The organism is Marinobacter sp. bablab_jr003 (genome assembly GCF_016464245.1).
Classification (GTDB): domain Bacteria; phylum Pseudomonadota; class Gammaproteobacteria; order Pseudomonadales; family Oleiphilaceae; genus Marinobacter; species Marinobacter vinifirmus.
Genome location: NZ_JADARC010000123.1, coordinates 34,320 through 48,852 on the forward strand (window position 1 = coordinate 34,320; position 14,533 = coordinate 48,852).

Annotated in this window: 13 protein-coding genes; 4 read left to right on the top strand and 9 right to left on the bottom strand. The window is 59.3% G+C overall.

Going from position 1 to position 14,533, the window contains the following annotated elements:
• Window positions 1-49 precede the first annotated feature (49 nt).
• From H3Z84_RS14745 to H3Z84_RS17230, 8 genes are all read right to left on the bottom strand, one after another.
• Window positions 50-1,696: a fatty acid--CoA ligase gene (locus H3Z84_RS14745; protein ID WP_199457986.1), complete on the bottom strand. Its 1,647-nt coding sequence runs from the start codon at window positions 1,694-1,696 to the stop codon at window positions 50-52.
• Window positions 1,697-1,744: 48 nt separating this feature from the next.
• Window positions 1,745-2,077, bottom strand: a complete 333-nt coding sequence (locus H3Z84_RS14750) for a Na+/H+ antiporter subunit G (protein WP_022987969.1) — start codon at window positions 2,075-2,077, stop codon at window positions 1,745-1,747.
• Window positions 2,078-2,091: 14 nt separating this feature from the next.
• Window positions 2,092-2,361 carry a K+/H+ antiporter subunit F gene (locus H3Z84_RS14755; RefSeq protein WP_022987970.1) on the bottom strand — a complete coding sequence of 90 codons (270 nt, stop codon included), beginning with the start codon at window positions 2,359-2,361 and terminating at the stop codon, window positions 2,092-2,094.
• The gene (locus H3Z84_RS14760; protein ID WP_199457987.1) at window positions 2,358-2,846 is read right to left on the bottom strand and encodes a Na+/H+ antiporter subunit E; all 489 of its coding nucleotides are present in this window, start codon (window positions 2,844-2,846) and stop codon (window positions 2,358-2,360) included. Before H3Z84_RS14760 ends, H3Z84_RS14755 begins: the two co-directional genes overlap by 4 nt.
• Window positions 2,846-4,363, bottom strand: a complete 1,518-nt coding sequence (locus H3Z84_RS14765) for a monovalent cation/H+ antiporter subunit D (RefSeq protein WP_199457988.1) — start codon at window positions 4,361-4,363, stop codon at window positions 2,846-2,848. The genes H3Z84_RS14760 and H3Z84_RS14765 overlap by 1 nt, the downstream gene beginning before the upstream one ends.
• Complete coding sequence (locus H3Z84_RS14770) at window positions 4,360-4,713, bottom strand: Na+/H+ antiporter subunit C (RefSeq protein ID WP_022987973.1); 354 nt, start codon at window positions 4,711-4,713, stop codon at window positions 4,360-4,362. Before H3Z84_RS14770 ends, H3Z84_RS14765 begins: the two co-directional genes overlap by 4 nt.
• Complete coding sequence (locus tag H3Z84_RS14775; RefSeq protein WP_199457989.1) at window positions 4,713-7,514, bottom strand: monovalent cation/H+ antiporter subunit A; 2,802 nt, start codon at window positions 7,512-7,514, stop codon at window positions 4,713-4,715. Before H3Z84_RS14775 ends, H3Z84_RS14770 begins: the two co-directional genes overlap by 1 nt.
• A gap of 303 nt (window positions 7,515-7,817) precedes the next feature.
• Window positions 7,818-8,810 carry a GlxA family transcriptional regulator gene (locus H3Z84_RS17230; RefSeq protein WP_199458071.1) on the bottom strand — a complete coding sequence of 331 codons (993 nt, stop codon included), beginning with the start codon at window positions 8,808-8,810 and terminating at the stop codon, window positions 7,818-7,820.
• A gap of 286 nt (window positions 8,811-9,096) precedes the next feature.
• Between H3Z84_RS17230 and H3Z84_RS14785 the strand changes: the two genes are divergently transcribed.
• Complete coding sequence (locus tag H3Z84_RS14785; RefSeq protein ID WP_199457990.1) at window positions 9,097-10,899, top strand: acyl-CoA dehydrogenase; 1,803 nt, start codon at window positions 9,097-9,099, stop codon at window positions 10,897-10,899.
• A gap of 338 nt (window positions 10,900-11,237) precedes the next feature.
• Window positions 11,238-12,017: a crotonase/enoyl-CoA hydratase family protein gene (locus H3Z84_RS14790; protein WP_199457991.1), complete on the top strand. Its 780-nt coding sequence runs from the start codon at window positions 11,238-11,240 to the stop codon at window positions 12,015-12,017.
• A gap of 226 nt (window positions 12,018-12,243) precedes the next feature.
• Here H3Z84_RS14790 and H3Z84_RS14795 read toward each other — a convergent pair whose 3' ends face one another.
• On the bottom strand, window positions 12,244-13,515 hold the full coding sequence (locus tag H3Z84_RS14795) for an alkane 1-monooxygenase (RefSeq protein WP_228285906.1): 1,272 nt from the start codon (window positions 13,513-13,515) through the stop codon (window positions 12,244-12,246).
• A 179-nt stretch (window positions 13,516-13,694) separates the two neighbouring features.
• On the opposite strand from H3Z84_RS14795, the gene H3Z84_RS14800 reads away from it, so the two are divergent.
• Both H3Z84_RS14800 and H3Z84_RS14805 read left to right on the top strand, forming a co-directional pair.
• Complete coding sequence (locus H3Z84_RS14800) at window positions 13,695-13,946, top strand: hypothetical protein (RefSeq protein ID WP_058341393.1); 252 nt, start codon at window positions 13,695-13,697, stop codon at window positions 13,944-13,946.
• 78 nt (window positions 13,947-14,024) lie between these two features.
• The gene (locus H3Z84_RS14805; RefSeq protein ID WP_058341392.1) at window positions 14,025-14,351 is read left to right on the top strand and encodes a hypothetical protein; all 327 of its coding nucleotides are present in this window, start codon (window positions 14,025-14,027) and stop codon (window positions 14,349-14,351) included.
• The last annotated feature ends 182 nt before the right edge of the window (window positions 14,352-14,533 follow it).

The window sequence follows — 14,533 nt, forward strand, 5'->3', positions numbered from 1 at the left end:
AAAAGCCGGTGCCTGAAAAACAGACACCGGCTTTTTGGGGGTGGGTGGATCAGTCCGTCAGCTGGTCCCGGATCAGCTTCTTGTTGATTTTGCCAACGCTGGTTTTCGGAATGTCTTCCACGAAGTCGATCTGCCCGGGAATGGCCCACTTGTTGATGTCGCCACTGTCCACAAACTGCTGCAGGTGCTTCTGGATGTCTTCCAGCCCGATGTTCTCGCCGGGTTTCAGGGTAACCAGGGCATAGGGCCGTTCGCCCCATTTCTCATCCGGCACACCCACCACGGCGGCACCGGCAACGGCCGGATGCTGGCTGATCAGGTTTTCCAGGTCCAGGGAGGACAGCCACTCGCCACCCGTCTTGATCACATCCTTGATGCGGTCTTTGATGGTCAGGGTGTTATCCGGCTCCATGGACGCCACGTCGCCAGTGTGCAGCCAGCCACCTTGCCACAGCTCTTCGCCCTTCTCGGGCTCCTTGAAGTAGCTCTGGGTGAGCCAGGGCGCACGGGTAACCACTTCGCCCTTGGCTTCGCCGTCGTGGGGCACCGGGTTGCCATCCGGATCGACAATTTCCAGCTCGACCATGGGCACGGCGATACCGGTTTTCACCCGGATGGCGGTTTGCTGTTCCAGCGGCAGGTCCAGGTCTTCCGGCTTCAGGTGCGTGGTGCTCAGCAGCGGGCAGGTTTCCGACATGCCGTAACCGGTGTACATGTGAATGCCGAGCCTCGCCGCCGCGTCGCACAGGCCTTTGGTCAGTGCGCTGCCACCAATGAGGACGTGCCAGTTGCTGAGGTCGGCAGTTTTGATGGACTCGGTGGCCATCATCATCTGCATGACGGTTGGCACGCAGTGCGACATGCTTACCCGGTGAGTCTTGATCAGGTCGACCAGCAGCTCCGGCTCGTAGCGGCCCGGATAAACCTGTTTGACCCCCAGCATGGTGGCAGCATAGGGCACACCCCAGGCGTGAACGTGGAACATGGGGGTAACCGGCATATACACGGAAGACGAGCGCAGCAGGGGCATTTCATCATAGGCGGAAATGCTGCCGGTCATGGCCAGGGTGTGGAGCACCAGCTGGCGGTGGCTGAAGTAAACGCCTTTGGGGTTACCGGTGGTGCCGGTGGTGTAGAACGTAGTGGCTACGCTGTTTTCGTCAAAGTCAGGGATGTCGAACTGGTTGTCGGCCTTTGCCAGCAGCTCTTCATATTCGCCCAGCGTGTCGATAGAGGTGGCCTTGGCGCTGGCTTCGTCGGTGACCTGAATCCAGGTTTTGACGGTTTTGATTTCATCTTTCACGCTTTCGATGATCGGCATGAAGTCATCATGCACCAGCACCACATCGTCTTCTGCGTGGTTCATGGTATACACGATCTGCTCCGGCGACAGCCGCACGTTTACCGTGTGCAGGATGGCACCGATCATCGGGATGGCAAAGAAGCATTCCAGGTAGCGCGGGGTATCCCAGTCCATGACCGCCACGGTGTCGCCCGGCTTCACGCCGGCATCGGTCAGGGCGTTGGCCAGCCGGTGAATGCGGTCAACCAGGTCCTTGTAGGTGTACTTGCTGCGGTTGGCATAGACGATTTCCTGGTCCGGGTTGTAACGCGGGCCGGACATCAGCAACCGTTTGATCAGCAGCGGATACTGGTAGGCATTGTCGGCAGGTTTAAGAATCCGTGTCTGTGCCATCTATGAATACCTCTTGTCGTTGTAATGGGTGTTCGGGGTATTACGTTGTTATTGATCCCAGGGTTTACCCCGGGTGTTATCCATGGTTTTCACACCAATGTGCATGGCCGCCTTGGCCAGCATGTTGGCGCTGACCGGGGCGGTCAGGAACAGGAATACGGTGATCAGTATTTCAGAGATGCCGATGCCCTGGCCAGTACTCGAAAAGTAAACCACGGAACTGAGCATCACGGCGCCCACGCCCAGTGTGGTGGCCTTGGTAGGGCCGTGCAACCGGGTAAAGAAATCCGGTAACCGGGCCAGGCCGATGGCGCCGATCAGGGTGAAGGCCCCCCCGATGATCAGCAGCGCCGAGATGGTGTATTCAGCTAACGGGCTCATGGTTGTCCTCCGGGTTATTCAATCACGCTGCCGCGCTTGAGGTACTTGGCGGTGGCCACTGTGCTGACGAAGCCCATTACGGCGATCAGCAGGGCAGATTCCAGGTACATGCGGGTGCCGAGTGTAATGCCCAGCAGAATGATCAGGGCAATGGCGTTGATATACAGGGTATCCAGTGCCAGTACACGGTCCGGTGCATCCGGGCCCTGTATCAGGCGGTAGACGTTCAGCAGGGCAGCCAGGGTAACCATGGCAATGCTGGCGTACAGCGCGATGGTGATCATTTGAACATCTCCATCAGGGGTTTCTCGTAACGCGTGTGGATGGCATCGATCACTTCGTCGTCGCTTCGGGCGTCCAGCGCGTGGATCAGCAACATCTTTTCATCATCGCTGATATCGGCACTGACGGTGCCCGGGGTCAGTGAAATGGTGCTGGCCAGAATGGAAATAGCCAGCGGATGCTCCAGTTGCAGCGGGTAGCAAACGAACACCGGTTCCGGTTTGCGTGGGCTCAGGATCAGCTTGGCGACCGAGAAGCTGGCAATCACGATGTCCCAGAGCACGACCAGCAGGTAAGCCGGCATGCGCCAGGATTTCATGAAGGCAGGCCGCTCTGGCCAGAAGCCCTGGGTCAGCTGGGGGATACCCCAGGCCAGTACCAGGCCTAGCACCAGGCTGCCGCCGGAAATGCCATCACTCAGGAATTGCCAGGTCAGAAACAGAAACAGGCTGAGCCACGGCTGCGGAAAGCTAAGTCTGTCCAGCATCAGTCATCCTCCCCGACCATGGGGGTCTGCAGTATGTCGATATAGGCCGATGTATCCAGGATCTGGGCGGCAGTGTCTTCGGTGTACCGGTTGATCGGGCCTGCCATGGCCACAATCACCACCGTGAGTGCAATCATGGCGCCCGCCGCTACGGCGGTGGTGCCTTTGAGCGGGCGGGCGGTTTCAACGTGGCCGTCAACTGTACGCCAGAACACGATACTGCCGGCACGGCTGTAGGCCACCAGCGTCAGGAACCCGCCTACCAGGATGGTGCCCCAGAGCCACGCCATCTGGGAGCCGGGCTCAACCGACATCAGGATCAGCAACTTGCCGAAGAAGCCGCTGAATGGCGGAAGGCCAGCCGCGGCAACGGCGCCGATCATGAACAGAACACTCAGGAAGGTGCGATGACGCATCATCGGCGCGGTAATAATCCGGTCTCCGGCGCTGCCGCGCTGGGAGGCCACCAGGTCTGCCACCAGGAACAGGCCGGCAACAATCCAGGTGGTGCTGAGCATATAGAACAAGGCGGCAGACAGGCTTTCCGCTGAGCCCAGGGCAATCGGTGCCAGCAAGGTGCCCACCGAAATAATAACCTGCCAGGCGGTCAGGGATTTCAGGTTGTCAGCACCCAGTGCACCTATCACACCCATGGCGAGGGTAATCAGCGCCAGCGGGAACAGCCAGTCCATGCCGAGGTTGGCCAGTTCGCCGGCACCGTCGCCGAAAACCAGGAAATACACCCGGATAATCGCGTAAATGCCAACCTTGGTCATGATCGCGAACAGCGCTGCGACCGGAGCTGTGGCACTGGCATAGGCTTTCGGCAGCCAGAAGCACAGGGGCAACACCGCCGCCTTCAGGGCAAACACCACCAGCAGCATCATGCCACCGGCTTTTACCAGCAGGGCATTTTCACCGGTTACCTGCGGCACTTTGACGGCCAGGTCGGCCATGTTCAGGGTGCCGGTTACACTATAGATCATGCCTACGCTGATCAGGAACAGCGATGAACCTACCAGGTTGAGCACCACGTAATGCAGGCCCGGAACTGTGCGCACCGTGCCGCCACCGTGCATCAGCAGTCCGTAGGAGGCAATCAGCAGCACCTCGAAGGCCACGAACAGGTTGAACAGGTCGCCGGTCAGGAAGGCAATGTTCAGCCCCATCAACTGGAACAGGAACAGGGTGTGGAACTGCCGGTTGCCTTCGTCAGCGCCACCCAGCGAGAAAATATGGGCCAGCAGGGCAAGTACTGAAGTCATTACCAGCATGAAAGCTGCCAGCCGGTCCAGCACCAGCACAATGCCGAAGGGCGGCTGCCAGTTGCCGAACGCGTAGGCACGGTAGCTGCCATCGTCGGCCATGGTCAGGAGTACCAGGCTGGTGGCCACCAGCAGAACGGTGGTCGCCAGCGCCAGTGTGCGGCGCAGGGCAATCGGGGCGTAGCCCATAAACGTCTGTAGTATGCCACCCAGCAGCGGAATCAGCACGGGTGCGGTCAGCCAGTGGTTCATTGCTTGGCCTCCTCGCTGTCTTCATCCTGCTTGCGGTTGCCATCCACGTGGTCGTCCTGGTTGTCGGCCAGGTTTCTCAGTGACAACACCACCACAAACGCGGTCATGGCAAAGCCGATAACAATGGCAGTCAGTACCAGGGCCTGGGGCAGGGGGTCGGCATAACTGGCCGAACTGCCCAGAATCGGCTGCTGGCCCGTGGCCAGCCGGCCGGAGGCGAACAGGAACAGGTTAACCCCGTAAGACAGGAGCGTAAGCCCCACAACCACCGGGAAAGTTCGTGCCCGAAGCAAAAGGTAAACGCCAGACGCCGTCAGGGCGCCTATAACCAGTGCAAAAACAAGCTCCATTACACATTCTCCCGGGGGCTTCTGATCGCAGAGTGGGGGGACAACCGGCCGATGCTGACCAGGGCCAGCAGGGTCGCGCCAATCACGGCCAGGTACACGCCGAGGTCAAATACCAGGGCAGAGGCTACCTCGAACTTGCCCACCACCGGCCAGGTGATGTAGTCAAACGTTGACGTGAGGAACGGGTGGCCATAGACAAAGCTGCCGGCACCGGCGATGGTGGCAAACATCAGGCCCAGGCCAATCACGTTGTGATACTTGATGCCGATGCGATCCTGGGTCCAGACCATGCCGCTGGCAATATACTGGAGAATCAGGGCAACCGAGGTGATCAGGCCGGCAATAAAGCCACCGCCCGGCAGGTTGTGCCCGCGCAGGAAGATGTAGGCCGAAATCATCAGCGCCAGCGGCAGCATGGGCCGGGCAATCTGCTTGAGCATCAGCGGGTAGGCATCACGGGTCCAGGCATGGCCTTCACCATCACCCGGCGGCGGTGTGAGCGCCGTGTCCTTGAGCATGGCATAGATGCCAAGGGCGGCAATGGCCAATACCGTGATTTCACCCAGGGTATCGAAGCCCCGGAAGTCCACCAGGATCACGTTCACCACGTTGGTGCCGCCACCACCGGTCTTGCTGTTTTCCAGGAAGAACTCGCTGATGGAGGTGAACGGCTGGGTCAACATGGCCAGCGTCACCAGTGTCATGCCGCCACCTGCCAGCAGGGCCAGCACAATGTCCCGTGCACGGTGAGTGCCGGAGGTTTCCAGCGGCGTCCACGAAGGCATGTAGAACAGGGCCAGCATCAGCAGCACCATGGTCACTACTTCGACCGACAGCTGGGTCATGGCCAGGTCCGGTGCCGAGAAGCGGGCAAAGGCCAGCGCCACCAGCAGTCCCACCACGCTCAGGAACATCAGGGAGGTAAAGCGTCCCCGGTGAAGGAATGCCGAGGCCAGGGCGCAGAGGATCAGAACCGCAGCGGCAATGGCAGTGGGCCAGTCCACCGGCGACAGCCCGTTCTCGCCCACGAAGATGCCCATAGTGGCGAGCGGGACCATCGCCACCACAATCGCACTGGCAACCAGCAGCATGGCATAGCGCTGCAAGGAGCCGTTTTCGATGCGTGCAGTGAAGCGGTTCGCCAGTTCCACAAAGCGGGAGACCACGGCTTCAAAGACCGCTTTCTCATCCACTTCCTTGAACCGGGCGTGGAAATCGAAAAACTTCTGGCGCTGTGAGTACATGATCAGGCCACCGATAAAGGCGGCAAAGCTCATCATCAGGGGCAGGTTGAAGCCGTGCAGAATCGCCAGGTGGTAGTCCGGAACCTCGCCACCCAGCGTGGCGGCTGAAGCGGAGTAAAGCAGCGGACCCACCGAGTAAGCCGGGAATACGCCCACCATCACACAGGCAAACACCAGGATCTCCACCGGAATCTTCATGTACCGGGGTGGTTCGTGGGGTGGGTAGATCGGCAGGTTGACCGGTTTGCCGTTAAAGAACACGTCGTGCACGAAACGGGCGGAGTAGGCCACCGCAAAAATACCGGCCAGCGTAGCCACAATCGGCGGAATCCAGGCCCAGATACCAGGCAGGTTCAGCTGCAGGGACTCCGCAAAGAACATTTCCTTGCTCAGGAAGCCATTCAACAGTGGCACCCCGGCCATGGACGACGCCGCCACCATCGCCAGGGTTGCGGTATGGGGCATGTAGCGCCAGAGACCGTTGATTCGCCGCATGTCGCGGGTGCCGGTTTCGTGGTCAATAATGCCGGCCGCCATAAACAGGGAGGCTTTGAAGGTGGCGTGGTTGATCACGTGGAAGACCGCAGCTACCGCTGCGAGCTCGGTACCCATGCCGAACAGCAGCGTGATCAGGCCCAGGTGACTGACCGTGGAGTGGGCCAACAGGCCTTTCAGGTCGTGCTTGAACATGGCCACATAGGCGCCCACCAACAGCGTAGCCATGCCGGTGAAACTCACCATGTAGAACCATTGCTCGGTGCCGGCCAGGGCCGGGTACAGGCGCGCCATCAGGAACACCCCGGCCTTCACCATGGTGGCCGAGTGCAGGTACGCAGAAACCGGCGTGGGTGCCTGCATCGCGTGGGGTAGCCAGAAGTGGAACGGGAACTGGGCAGACTTGGTGAACGCGCCCAGCAGAATCAGGGTGAGTGCCACCGGGTACATGGCGTGGTTCTTGATGAGGTCGCCAGCGGCCAGCACGGCATCCAGCTCGAAACTTCCCACGATGTTACCGATGATCAGAATGCCGGCCAGCAGCGCCAGGCCACCACCGCCGGTAACCGCCAGTGCCATCCGGGCACCCCGGCGTGCGTCCTGTTTATGGGTCCAGAAACTGATCAGCAGGAACGAGGTCAGGCTGGTCAGTTCCCAGAAAATCATCATCAGCAACAGGTTGCCGGACAGAACAATGCCCAGCATGGAGCCCTTGAAGCACAGAAGCAGGGCGTAGAACTTTCCGATGTTCTCGCCTTTTTTCAGGTAATAGCGGGCATACAGGATGATCAGGAGGCCGATGATCAGGATCAGCAACGCAAACAGCAACGCCAGCCCGTCGAGCCGGAAACTGAAGGAAATGCCCAGCGCCGGCAGCCATTCCCAGGAGTTATGGACTACACCGCCGCCAGCCAGCGTTTCCCAGTGGGGGAACAGGGCAGCCAGGCCAATAATAGCCGGTATGGAAGAGACTATGGCAATCGCCGTTCGCCCGCCCTGGGCAAACAGTGGCGCAGCAATAGCCATCAGAAAGGGCAGAAATACAACCAGGGGTAGCGACATCGCAACCTCGTTATCGGTTTTCTTTTTACATGGGAAAGAAGTACGAAGCAGTCTGAGTGTAGCGTTCAGAAAGCCTGCGTGCACACGAAAGCGGACCGTTTAAGGCTCACTTGCTGATCAGGCAGAAAAGGGGGGATCCGGAAAATAGGGAAGGCGGCCCCGCTGCAGAACGATATCAGCGGTCAGGGGCAATCCTGGAATGTTTGTGCAGCCTCTGGACCTTACGGTCATGGTTGCTCCGTCTGTGAAACTTGACGGTTGATAATACGTGCCGAGGCGGTCAGGTCAAGTCAACCAAAGGATTTAACGGCCAAATTTCGAACGATAGGCCCCCGGAGAAAGCCCGGTTTGCTTACGGAATAACCGGCTGAAAGAGCTCACATCCTCATAACCCACGGCCCGGGTAATCGCGTCCAGGCCATCCTGCGAACTCTCCAGCAACCGCCGGGCTTCCTCGATTCTCAGCAGTTGAAGATAGCTAGTTGGTGTGTCTCCGGTCGCTTGCCGGAACCGCCTCAGCAACGACCGCTCCGACAACCTGGCCCTCGTGGCAAGATCCGCCACAGACACCGCCTCCCGGAAATGCCCCTCCAGCCAATCCTGAAGCCCCAGCACCACCGAATCCGAATGATACCGGCGAGCCTGCAAAGCACTGTAGGGAGCCTGACTGGTCCGCCCCGCATCAATCACAAACGCCTTCGCCAACTCCCGCGCCACCTGCGCCCCCGCCAGCCGCTCTACCAGATACACCCCCAAATCCCACCAGGCCATGCCTCCCCCGGCACAAGCCACCGGCCCGTCCACCGTCACCAGCTTCTCCGGCCGCAAATCCACCGCTGGAAACCGCTCCCGGAACTGATTGCTGAAGCCCCAGTGCGTCGTCGCCTCCCGCCCGTCCAGCAACCCGGCGGCGGCCAGTAAAAACGCCCCGGTGCAGTTACTTGCTACGCGGACATCGCCGGGAGTTGCGTCCTGAAACTGTGAAAGCCACTGAATCAAAGGGTTGTTTGTCTTCAGAATTTCATCAATGGGCGCGCCAATGGTCGGAATAATCAGCACGTCATCTGCACCCAGATCATCAACACCCTGCCAGGAACCATCGGCCAGAATTGTCACACCATTGATGCACTGGCAGGGCTCACCGTTCTCGGTCAGCAGCCGGGTTCTGAACTGTGCAGAAGGCTGCTCCCCGTGAATACGTGCCCAGGTCACCCCGGCGAGGCGAAACAGGTCGATCATCCCTGTGATAGCGCTGGCTAACGCACCGTTGAAGCCAATGATAGTGACGGTTTTCAAAAGCTGGCTCCTGTACGGCTTGTTGTAGGGCCCGAAATGGCGCGACTGCCATCGCCCAATCAGGCTGCTGGCGTGGGTATTGCCTTCCGGGAGTGTGCGCAGCAGGGAAGCTGCGCTCAAGCCCCCACGGACGGGTTCACGGCGTCTCCCGGAAGGCAATACCCACGACAGTGGCCGTCTTGTCAGAACAAAGGTTGGCGGATTCAACCAAGAATAAGTCAAAAATGACAATTCCAACCAGTGTAGTGGTTGTGAGAGGCTAACGGCAATAAACAGGAGACCCAGAATGACCGACACCCTGATCGACCGCCGCGACCTCGCCTTTCAGCTTTACGAAGTCATGGACACCGAAGCCCTCACCCAGCGCGAGCGCTTCAGCGAACACAGCAAAGACACCTTCGACGCCGTCATCGAAACCGCTGACAAGATGGCGAAAGAAAAATTCGCCAACCACAACAGCGCGGCAGACAAAGACGAACCCAGGTTCATCAACGGCCAGGTAGAAATGCTCCCCGAGGTCAAGCAAGCCTTCGACGCCTACGCCGAAGCCGGCTTCCTCGCCGGCCGCTACGACTACGACCTCGGCGGCATGCAACTGCCGGAATCTGTCATGGCGGCCTGCAACGGCTTTTTCACCGCCGCCAACCCCGGCACCGCAGGCTACCCGTTCCTGACCACCGCCGCCGCTAACCTCATCCGCGTGTTCGGCAACGACGAACAGCAAACCAAATTCCTGCCCAACATGCTCAGTGGTCGCTATAGCGGAACCATGGCCCTGACCGAGCCCCACGCCGGCTCCAGCCTGGCGGACATCCGCACCTCCGCCACGCCCACCGACGACGGCCACTACCTGATCAAAGGTGCCAAAATCTACATCTCCGGTGGCGAGCAGAGCATCACCGAAAACATCGTTCACATGGTGTTGGCCAAGATCAAAGGCGCCCCGGCCGGTGTGAAAGGCATCTCCCTGTTCATCGTCCCGAAATTCCACGTGGACGAAAACGGCAACCCGGGCGAGCGCAACGGCGTCAGCCTGGCAGGCCTGATTCACAAGCTCGGTTATCGGGGGACAACCAGCACCGCCCTCAGCTTCGGCGACGATGCTCCCTGCCATGGTTACCTGGTGGGCGAGCCTCATCAGGGCCTGAAATACATGTTCCAGATGATGAACGAAGCCCGCATCGGTGTGGGCTTTGGCGCGGCGGTAATCGGCTACCGCGGCTACATGCACAGCCTGGAATACGCCAAAGACCGCCTGCAGGGCCGCAAAGCCAGCGAAAAGAACCCCGAAAGCCCGCAAGTGCCCATCATCGACCACGCCGACGTACGCCGCATGCTGCTGGCCCAGAAAGCCTACAGCGAAGGCGGCCTGGCCCTGTGCCTGTATGGCGCCCGCCTGATGGACGACCAGCACACCCACCCGGATGAACAAAAGCGGATGGAAGCCGGCAAACTGCTGGATTTGCTCACCCCGGTGATCAAAGCCTGGCCCTCCGAATACGGCCCCAAAGCCAACGACCTGGCGATCCAGGTGTACGGCGGCGCCGGCTATACCCGGGAATATCCGGTTGAACAATGCTGGCGCGACAACCGCCTGAACCCGATCCACGAAGGCACAAACGGCATCCAGGCCCTGGACCTGCTGGGTCGCAAGATCTGGCAAGACCAGAGCCATGGTCTACAGCTGCTGATGCAGGAAATGCAGACCGACCTGCAAGCGGCCACCACCGACCGTTGCCAGCAGTGGGCATTGTCTCTGAGTGAGACGTTGCAGCAGGCCGTGAAAGTCACCCAGAGCCTGGGCAAATCCCTGATGGGCGGCGAAGTCGACAAAACCCTGGCCAATGCCAGCTGCTACCTGCACTTGTTCGGTCACATCATCGTAGCCTGGATGTGGTTGCGGCAGGCTAACGCGGCAGCCAATGCGCTGGCGTCTGCCAATAGCGACAGCGAGCGCAACTTCTACCAGGGCAAACTGCAGGCCGCGCAGTACTTCTTCCACTGGGAATTACCTACTGTGGCCCAGGATCTGGTGCTGCTTCGCAATCAGGATGATACGTGCTTGAACATGAAGGCCGATTGGTTCTAGCTCTGGAGTCTTGGTTCTGTTCGTAGCCTGCTCGTTTTGGGGGGTTGTGTGAGCGGCTGGGCGCCCAGCCGCTCACACCCAAGCAACGGTGGGGGCGCAGGCTAGAGATGCAAGTTTCAGCAAAACCTGAGTTCTATTTCTGAATCTGTGGCCTGGTATATCGCAGAAGTATGACGCGCGGGCGACGGGGAGGGCTTTTCAGGACCGTTGAGGGCCATGGACGGCCCGAAACGAGCCTACAGGGACGTACTCGTGGGCGTGTCCTGAAAAGCCCTCCCCGTTGACCGCGCAGCCACCAAAACACCCAGGCTAGGTACCCAAAGTCGAGGAAAACGCCAATGTCACTCGTAAACATAGAAAAACAAGGCCACATCCTGAAAATAGGCCTGAACCGTCCGGAAAAAATGAACGCCATGAACCGGGCCATGTACCACGAAATCGCTGCAGCCTATTACCAGCTCCAGAACGACCCCGAACTGCTCGTAGCAGTTATGTACGCCGAAGGTGACCACTTCACCAGCGGCCTGCAACTGGACGACTGGGCCGGCGTGTTCGCTAACGGCAAAGGCATCGAGCCCGGTGAAGGTGAACTTGATCCGTTCCATATCACAGGCGAGGGACTTACCAAGCCGGTAGTCTTCGCGGCACAGGGCATCTGCTTCACCTGCGGCGTTGAAATGATGCTCAACACTGACATCCGCGTGGCCGCCAAAGGCACCCGCTTCGCTCAGCTGGAAGTGAAACGCGGCATCTTCGCCTGCGGTGGCGCGACCATCCGCCTGCAGCGCGAAATCGGTTGGGGCAACGCCCAGCGCTACCTGCTAACCGGTGACGAATGGACGGCCGAACAGGCGTATCAGTGGGGCTTGATCCAAGAGCTGGTGGAACCCGGTGAACAGCTCAACAAGGCCATGGAAATCGCTGAAAAGATCGCCAAAGCCGCTCCCTTAGGCGTTCAGGGCAGCCTGAAGTCGTCCAAGATTGCCGTGTCCGAAGGCCAGGAAGTGGCCAAGGAACGCCTGTTCCCGGAGCTGCGTCCGGTCATGGCCAGTGAGGATGTAAAAGAAGGTATCCAGTCGTTCCTGGAAAGGCGGGAAGCAGTGTTCAAAGGCAAGTAGCGGGATTGTCCGCTCCTCAAAACCTCTTCCGTAGCAAATCGTCAAATCAACGACTATCCCACGGAAGCGTAAGCGGCGGGTTGGGGCCACCCTTCCGGGAGTGTGCGCAGCAGGGATGCTGCGCTCAAGCCCCCATGGATGGGTTCACGGCGTCTCCCGGAAGGGTGGCCCCAACCCGACGCCGGCTCCCAACCAACAGGCTAGGGCCGGCAATCAAACCACGAACTCAGGCAGCCTCAGACTCAGAAGAAGCGCCAGCCCGCCGAGCCGCAGCCTCAGCCGCCACCTTCGCAGCGTAGTCAGCATACCGGGCCATCAACTCCTCCTTACGATCCGGATCCCAGTTGATCTTCGACAGATCCCCCTCGTAGTGATCAATCACCCGCTTATCCATCGTCTCGTACCACCACTGTGGCAGGTAAGCCGGCAACAACATCGACGCATAACCACCCGGCAACTGCGGCGCCTTCTCGAAATGCCTCAGGGCCTGATAACTGCGGGTCGGATGGGCATGATGGTCAGAATGCCGCTGCAACTGATACAGGAACAGGTTGGTCACCACATGGTTGCTGTTCCAGCTGTGCTCCGGCTGGGTGCGCTCATACTTGCCGCTCTTGTCCTTCTGGCGCAGCAGGCCATAGTGCTCAATGTAATTCACGCTCTCCAACAAGCTTGCCCCATAAACCGCCTGCGCCGCCAGGAACGGCACCGCCCTGGGGCCGCAGACCAGCGTAGTCGCACCAAAGAGCCCGGCACTCATGGCCCAGCCCTGCAGCAACTCATTGTCCAGGCTCCAGAAACCCTTGCCCTTGCGCTCAAGCCGCGCCTTCTCGATTTTCACGGCGGACTTCATGCCACCAAACACCGTGCGCGGCAGGAACTTCCAGAAACTCTCGCCCATCCGGCTGCTGGCCGGGTCTTCCGGCGTGGCAACCCGCTTGTGATGACCAAAATTGTGCTCAACCACGAAGTGGGTGTAGCCGGTCGGCGCCAGTGCCGCCATGGCCATCAACTTGTTCAGTTTGTTGGATTTGTGGCCCAGCTCGTGGGCGGTGTTGATGCCCACACCGTTGATTGCGCCCACCGTCAGGGTCAGGCCGATCTTGTCTTCGATCGGGGTTTTCTTGCGACTGGCCAGCCAGGCACCCATAACCGTCATGGCGTACTGGGTAGGAATAAAGGCTTTTACAATCCGGTCGTAGTATTTGTCCTGCTCCAGGGACCGCACGGCGGATTCCGGCGGGTTGCTCTTATCTTCCCCGATCGCCCGATCCAGCGCCGGGATAACGCCGTGCACCAGTGCCGGCCCGGTCCACGCCAGTGCCTTCAGCTTCCTGGGCGCCAGCGCGTATCCGGTCAAAGCGGCCAGGCCGATACCAGGCAGGGCAGGGCCCAGCAGCCACAGGTAACGCTTGGGATCTTTCCAGTCTTTTTCACCGGAGGCGGGAGTGGAATTGGCCGGTTGTTGCCCGACTGCTTGATTGGCCTTGGCGTTCATATCAGGGATCTCCGTTTTGTTCTTGGTTGTCCTCAATTTATGTCGGACAATCTGGCAATACAACAATTTTGACGAATGTCATCGGAAGGTGGCCTGACATGACAATTCGGCCCCGGTTGGCGGATTCGGGATTTGTGGTCCAGACTTCTGCAAAACAAAAACAACAGGGACGATGGAACATGAGTGCTGCAACCCCCTCACCAGAGACTGTGTCTTTGCCGGTTCGGGAAATGCTTGTGGAGTATGTCCAGGGGCGACGGCTGGCCGAGATCATCTACCAGGATACCAACGGACAGGTTTGCCTGGTGCATGAAAACATTCGGGACGTTCTGAGCCGGGCCGGCCATGATTTTCTGGTACTTGGCTCCGGCAAGGTGCTTGGTGTTGAGCATGTGATCATGATCGACGGCCAGCGGCTAACGAAAGGGTAATCGCCCGGTAATTGCCTGTGCAGGTGAACCGCTCTAGGCTGTTGGCGTTGTAAATACTTACCAACAGAGGGATATGGTATGAACAAGCTCACGTTGAGCGCACTGGCTCTGCTGATGACACTCGGCCTGGCTGCCTGCAGTTCGGAAAGCGATGAAGGGGCTGATTTCGAGCAGGCAGGGGAGAACGCCGGTGAAATGATGGATGACGCCGCTGACTCCGTAGAGGAATCCTATGAAGAAGCCACAGGGCAGGACGAAGGTGCCTGGGGCGAAATCAAGGAAGGCGCACAGAACGCGGCGGATGAAGTCAGCGATGGCGCCCAGAGCGCTGCGGACAGTGTCGGTGAAGCCGCTGATGAAGCGGGTGATGCCATGGAAGAAGGTTATGATGAGATGACTCAGTGATCACTGGCTGAGAGTTGTTTTTTCCGGAAAAGGGGCGCAGGTTGGCGCCCCTTTTTTGGTTTTTACGACAAAGTTTGGCTGGTGTGGTTAGCTGTAAAATAACTTTAACCAGAATCACGCGGAACGTTTGTTGTTCTGTCATCTTTCAGGTTGAAACTTGCCTCTCGTTAAAGCCCTTTCCT

Coding starts and splice junctions, on each gene's coding strand:
- H3Z84_RS14745 (WP_199457986.1), bottom strand. CDS start 1,696: ATGGCACAGACACGGATTCTTAAACCTGCCGACAATGCCTACCAGTAT.
- H3Z84_RS14750 (WP_022987969.1), bottom strand. CDS start 2,077: ATGAGCCCGTTAGCTGAATACACCATCTCGGCGCTGCTGATCATCGGG.
- H3Z84_RS14755 (WP_022987970.1), bottom strand. CDS start 2,361: ATGATCACCATCGCGCTGTACGCCAGCATTGCCATGGTTACCCTGGCT.
- H3Z84_RS14760 (WP_199457987.1), bottom strand. CDS start 2,846: ATGCTGGACAGACTTAGCTTTCCGCAGCCGTGGCTCAGCCTGTTTCTG.
- H3Z84_RS14765 (WP_199457988.1), bottom strand. CDS start 4,363: ATGAACCACTGGCTGACCGCACCCGTGCTGATTCCGCTGCTGGGTGGC.
- H3Z84_RS14770 (WP_022987973.1), bottom strand. CDS start 4,713: ATGGAGCTTGTTTTTGCACTGGTTATAGGCGCCCTGACGGCGTCTGGC.
- H3Z84_RS14775 (WP_199457989.1), bottom strand. CDS start 7,514: ATGTCGCTACCCCTGGTTGTATTTCTGCCCTTTCTGATGGCTATTGCT.
- H3Z84_RS14785 (WP_199457990.1), top strand. CDS start 9,097: ATGACCGACACCCTGATCGACCGCCGCGACCTCGCCTTTCAGCTTTAC.
- H3Z84_RS14790 (WP_199457991.1), top strand. CDS start 11,238: ATGTCACTCGTAAACATAGAAAAACAAGGCCACATCCTGAAAATAGGC.
- H3Z84_RS14795 (WP_228285906.1), bottom strand. CDS start 13,515: ATGAACGCCAAGGCCAATCAAGCAGTCGGGCAACAACCGGCCAATTCC.
- H3Z84_RS14800 (WP_058341393.1), top strand. CDS start 13,695: ATGAGTGCTGCAACCCCCTCACCAGAGACTGTGTCTTTGCCGGTTCGG.
- H3Z84_RS14805 (WP_058341392.1), top strand. CDS start 14,025: ATGAACAAGCTCACGTTGAGCGCACTGGCTCTGCTGATGACACTCGGC.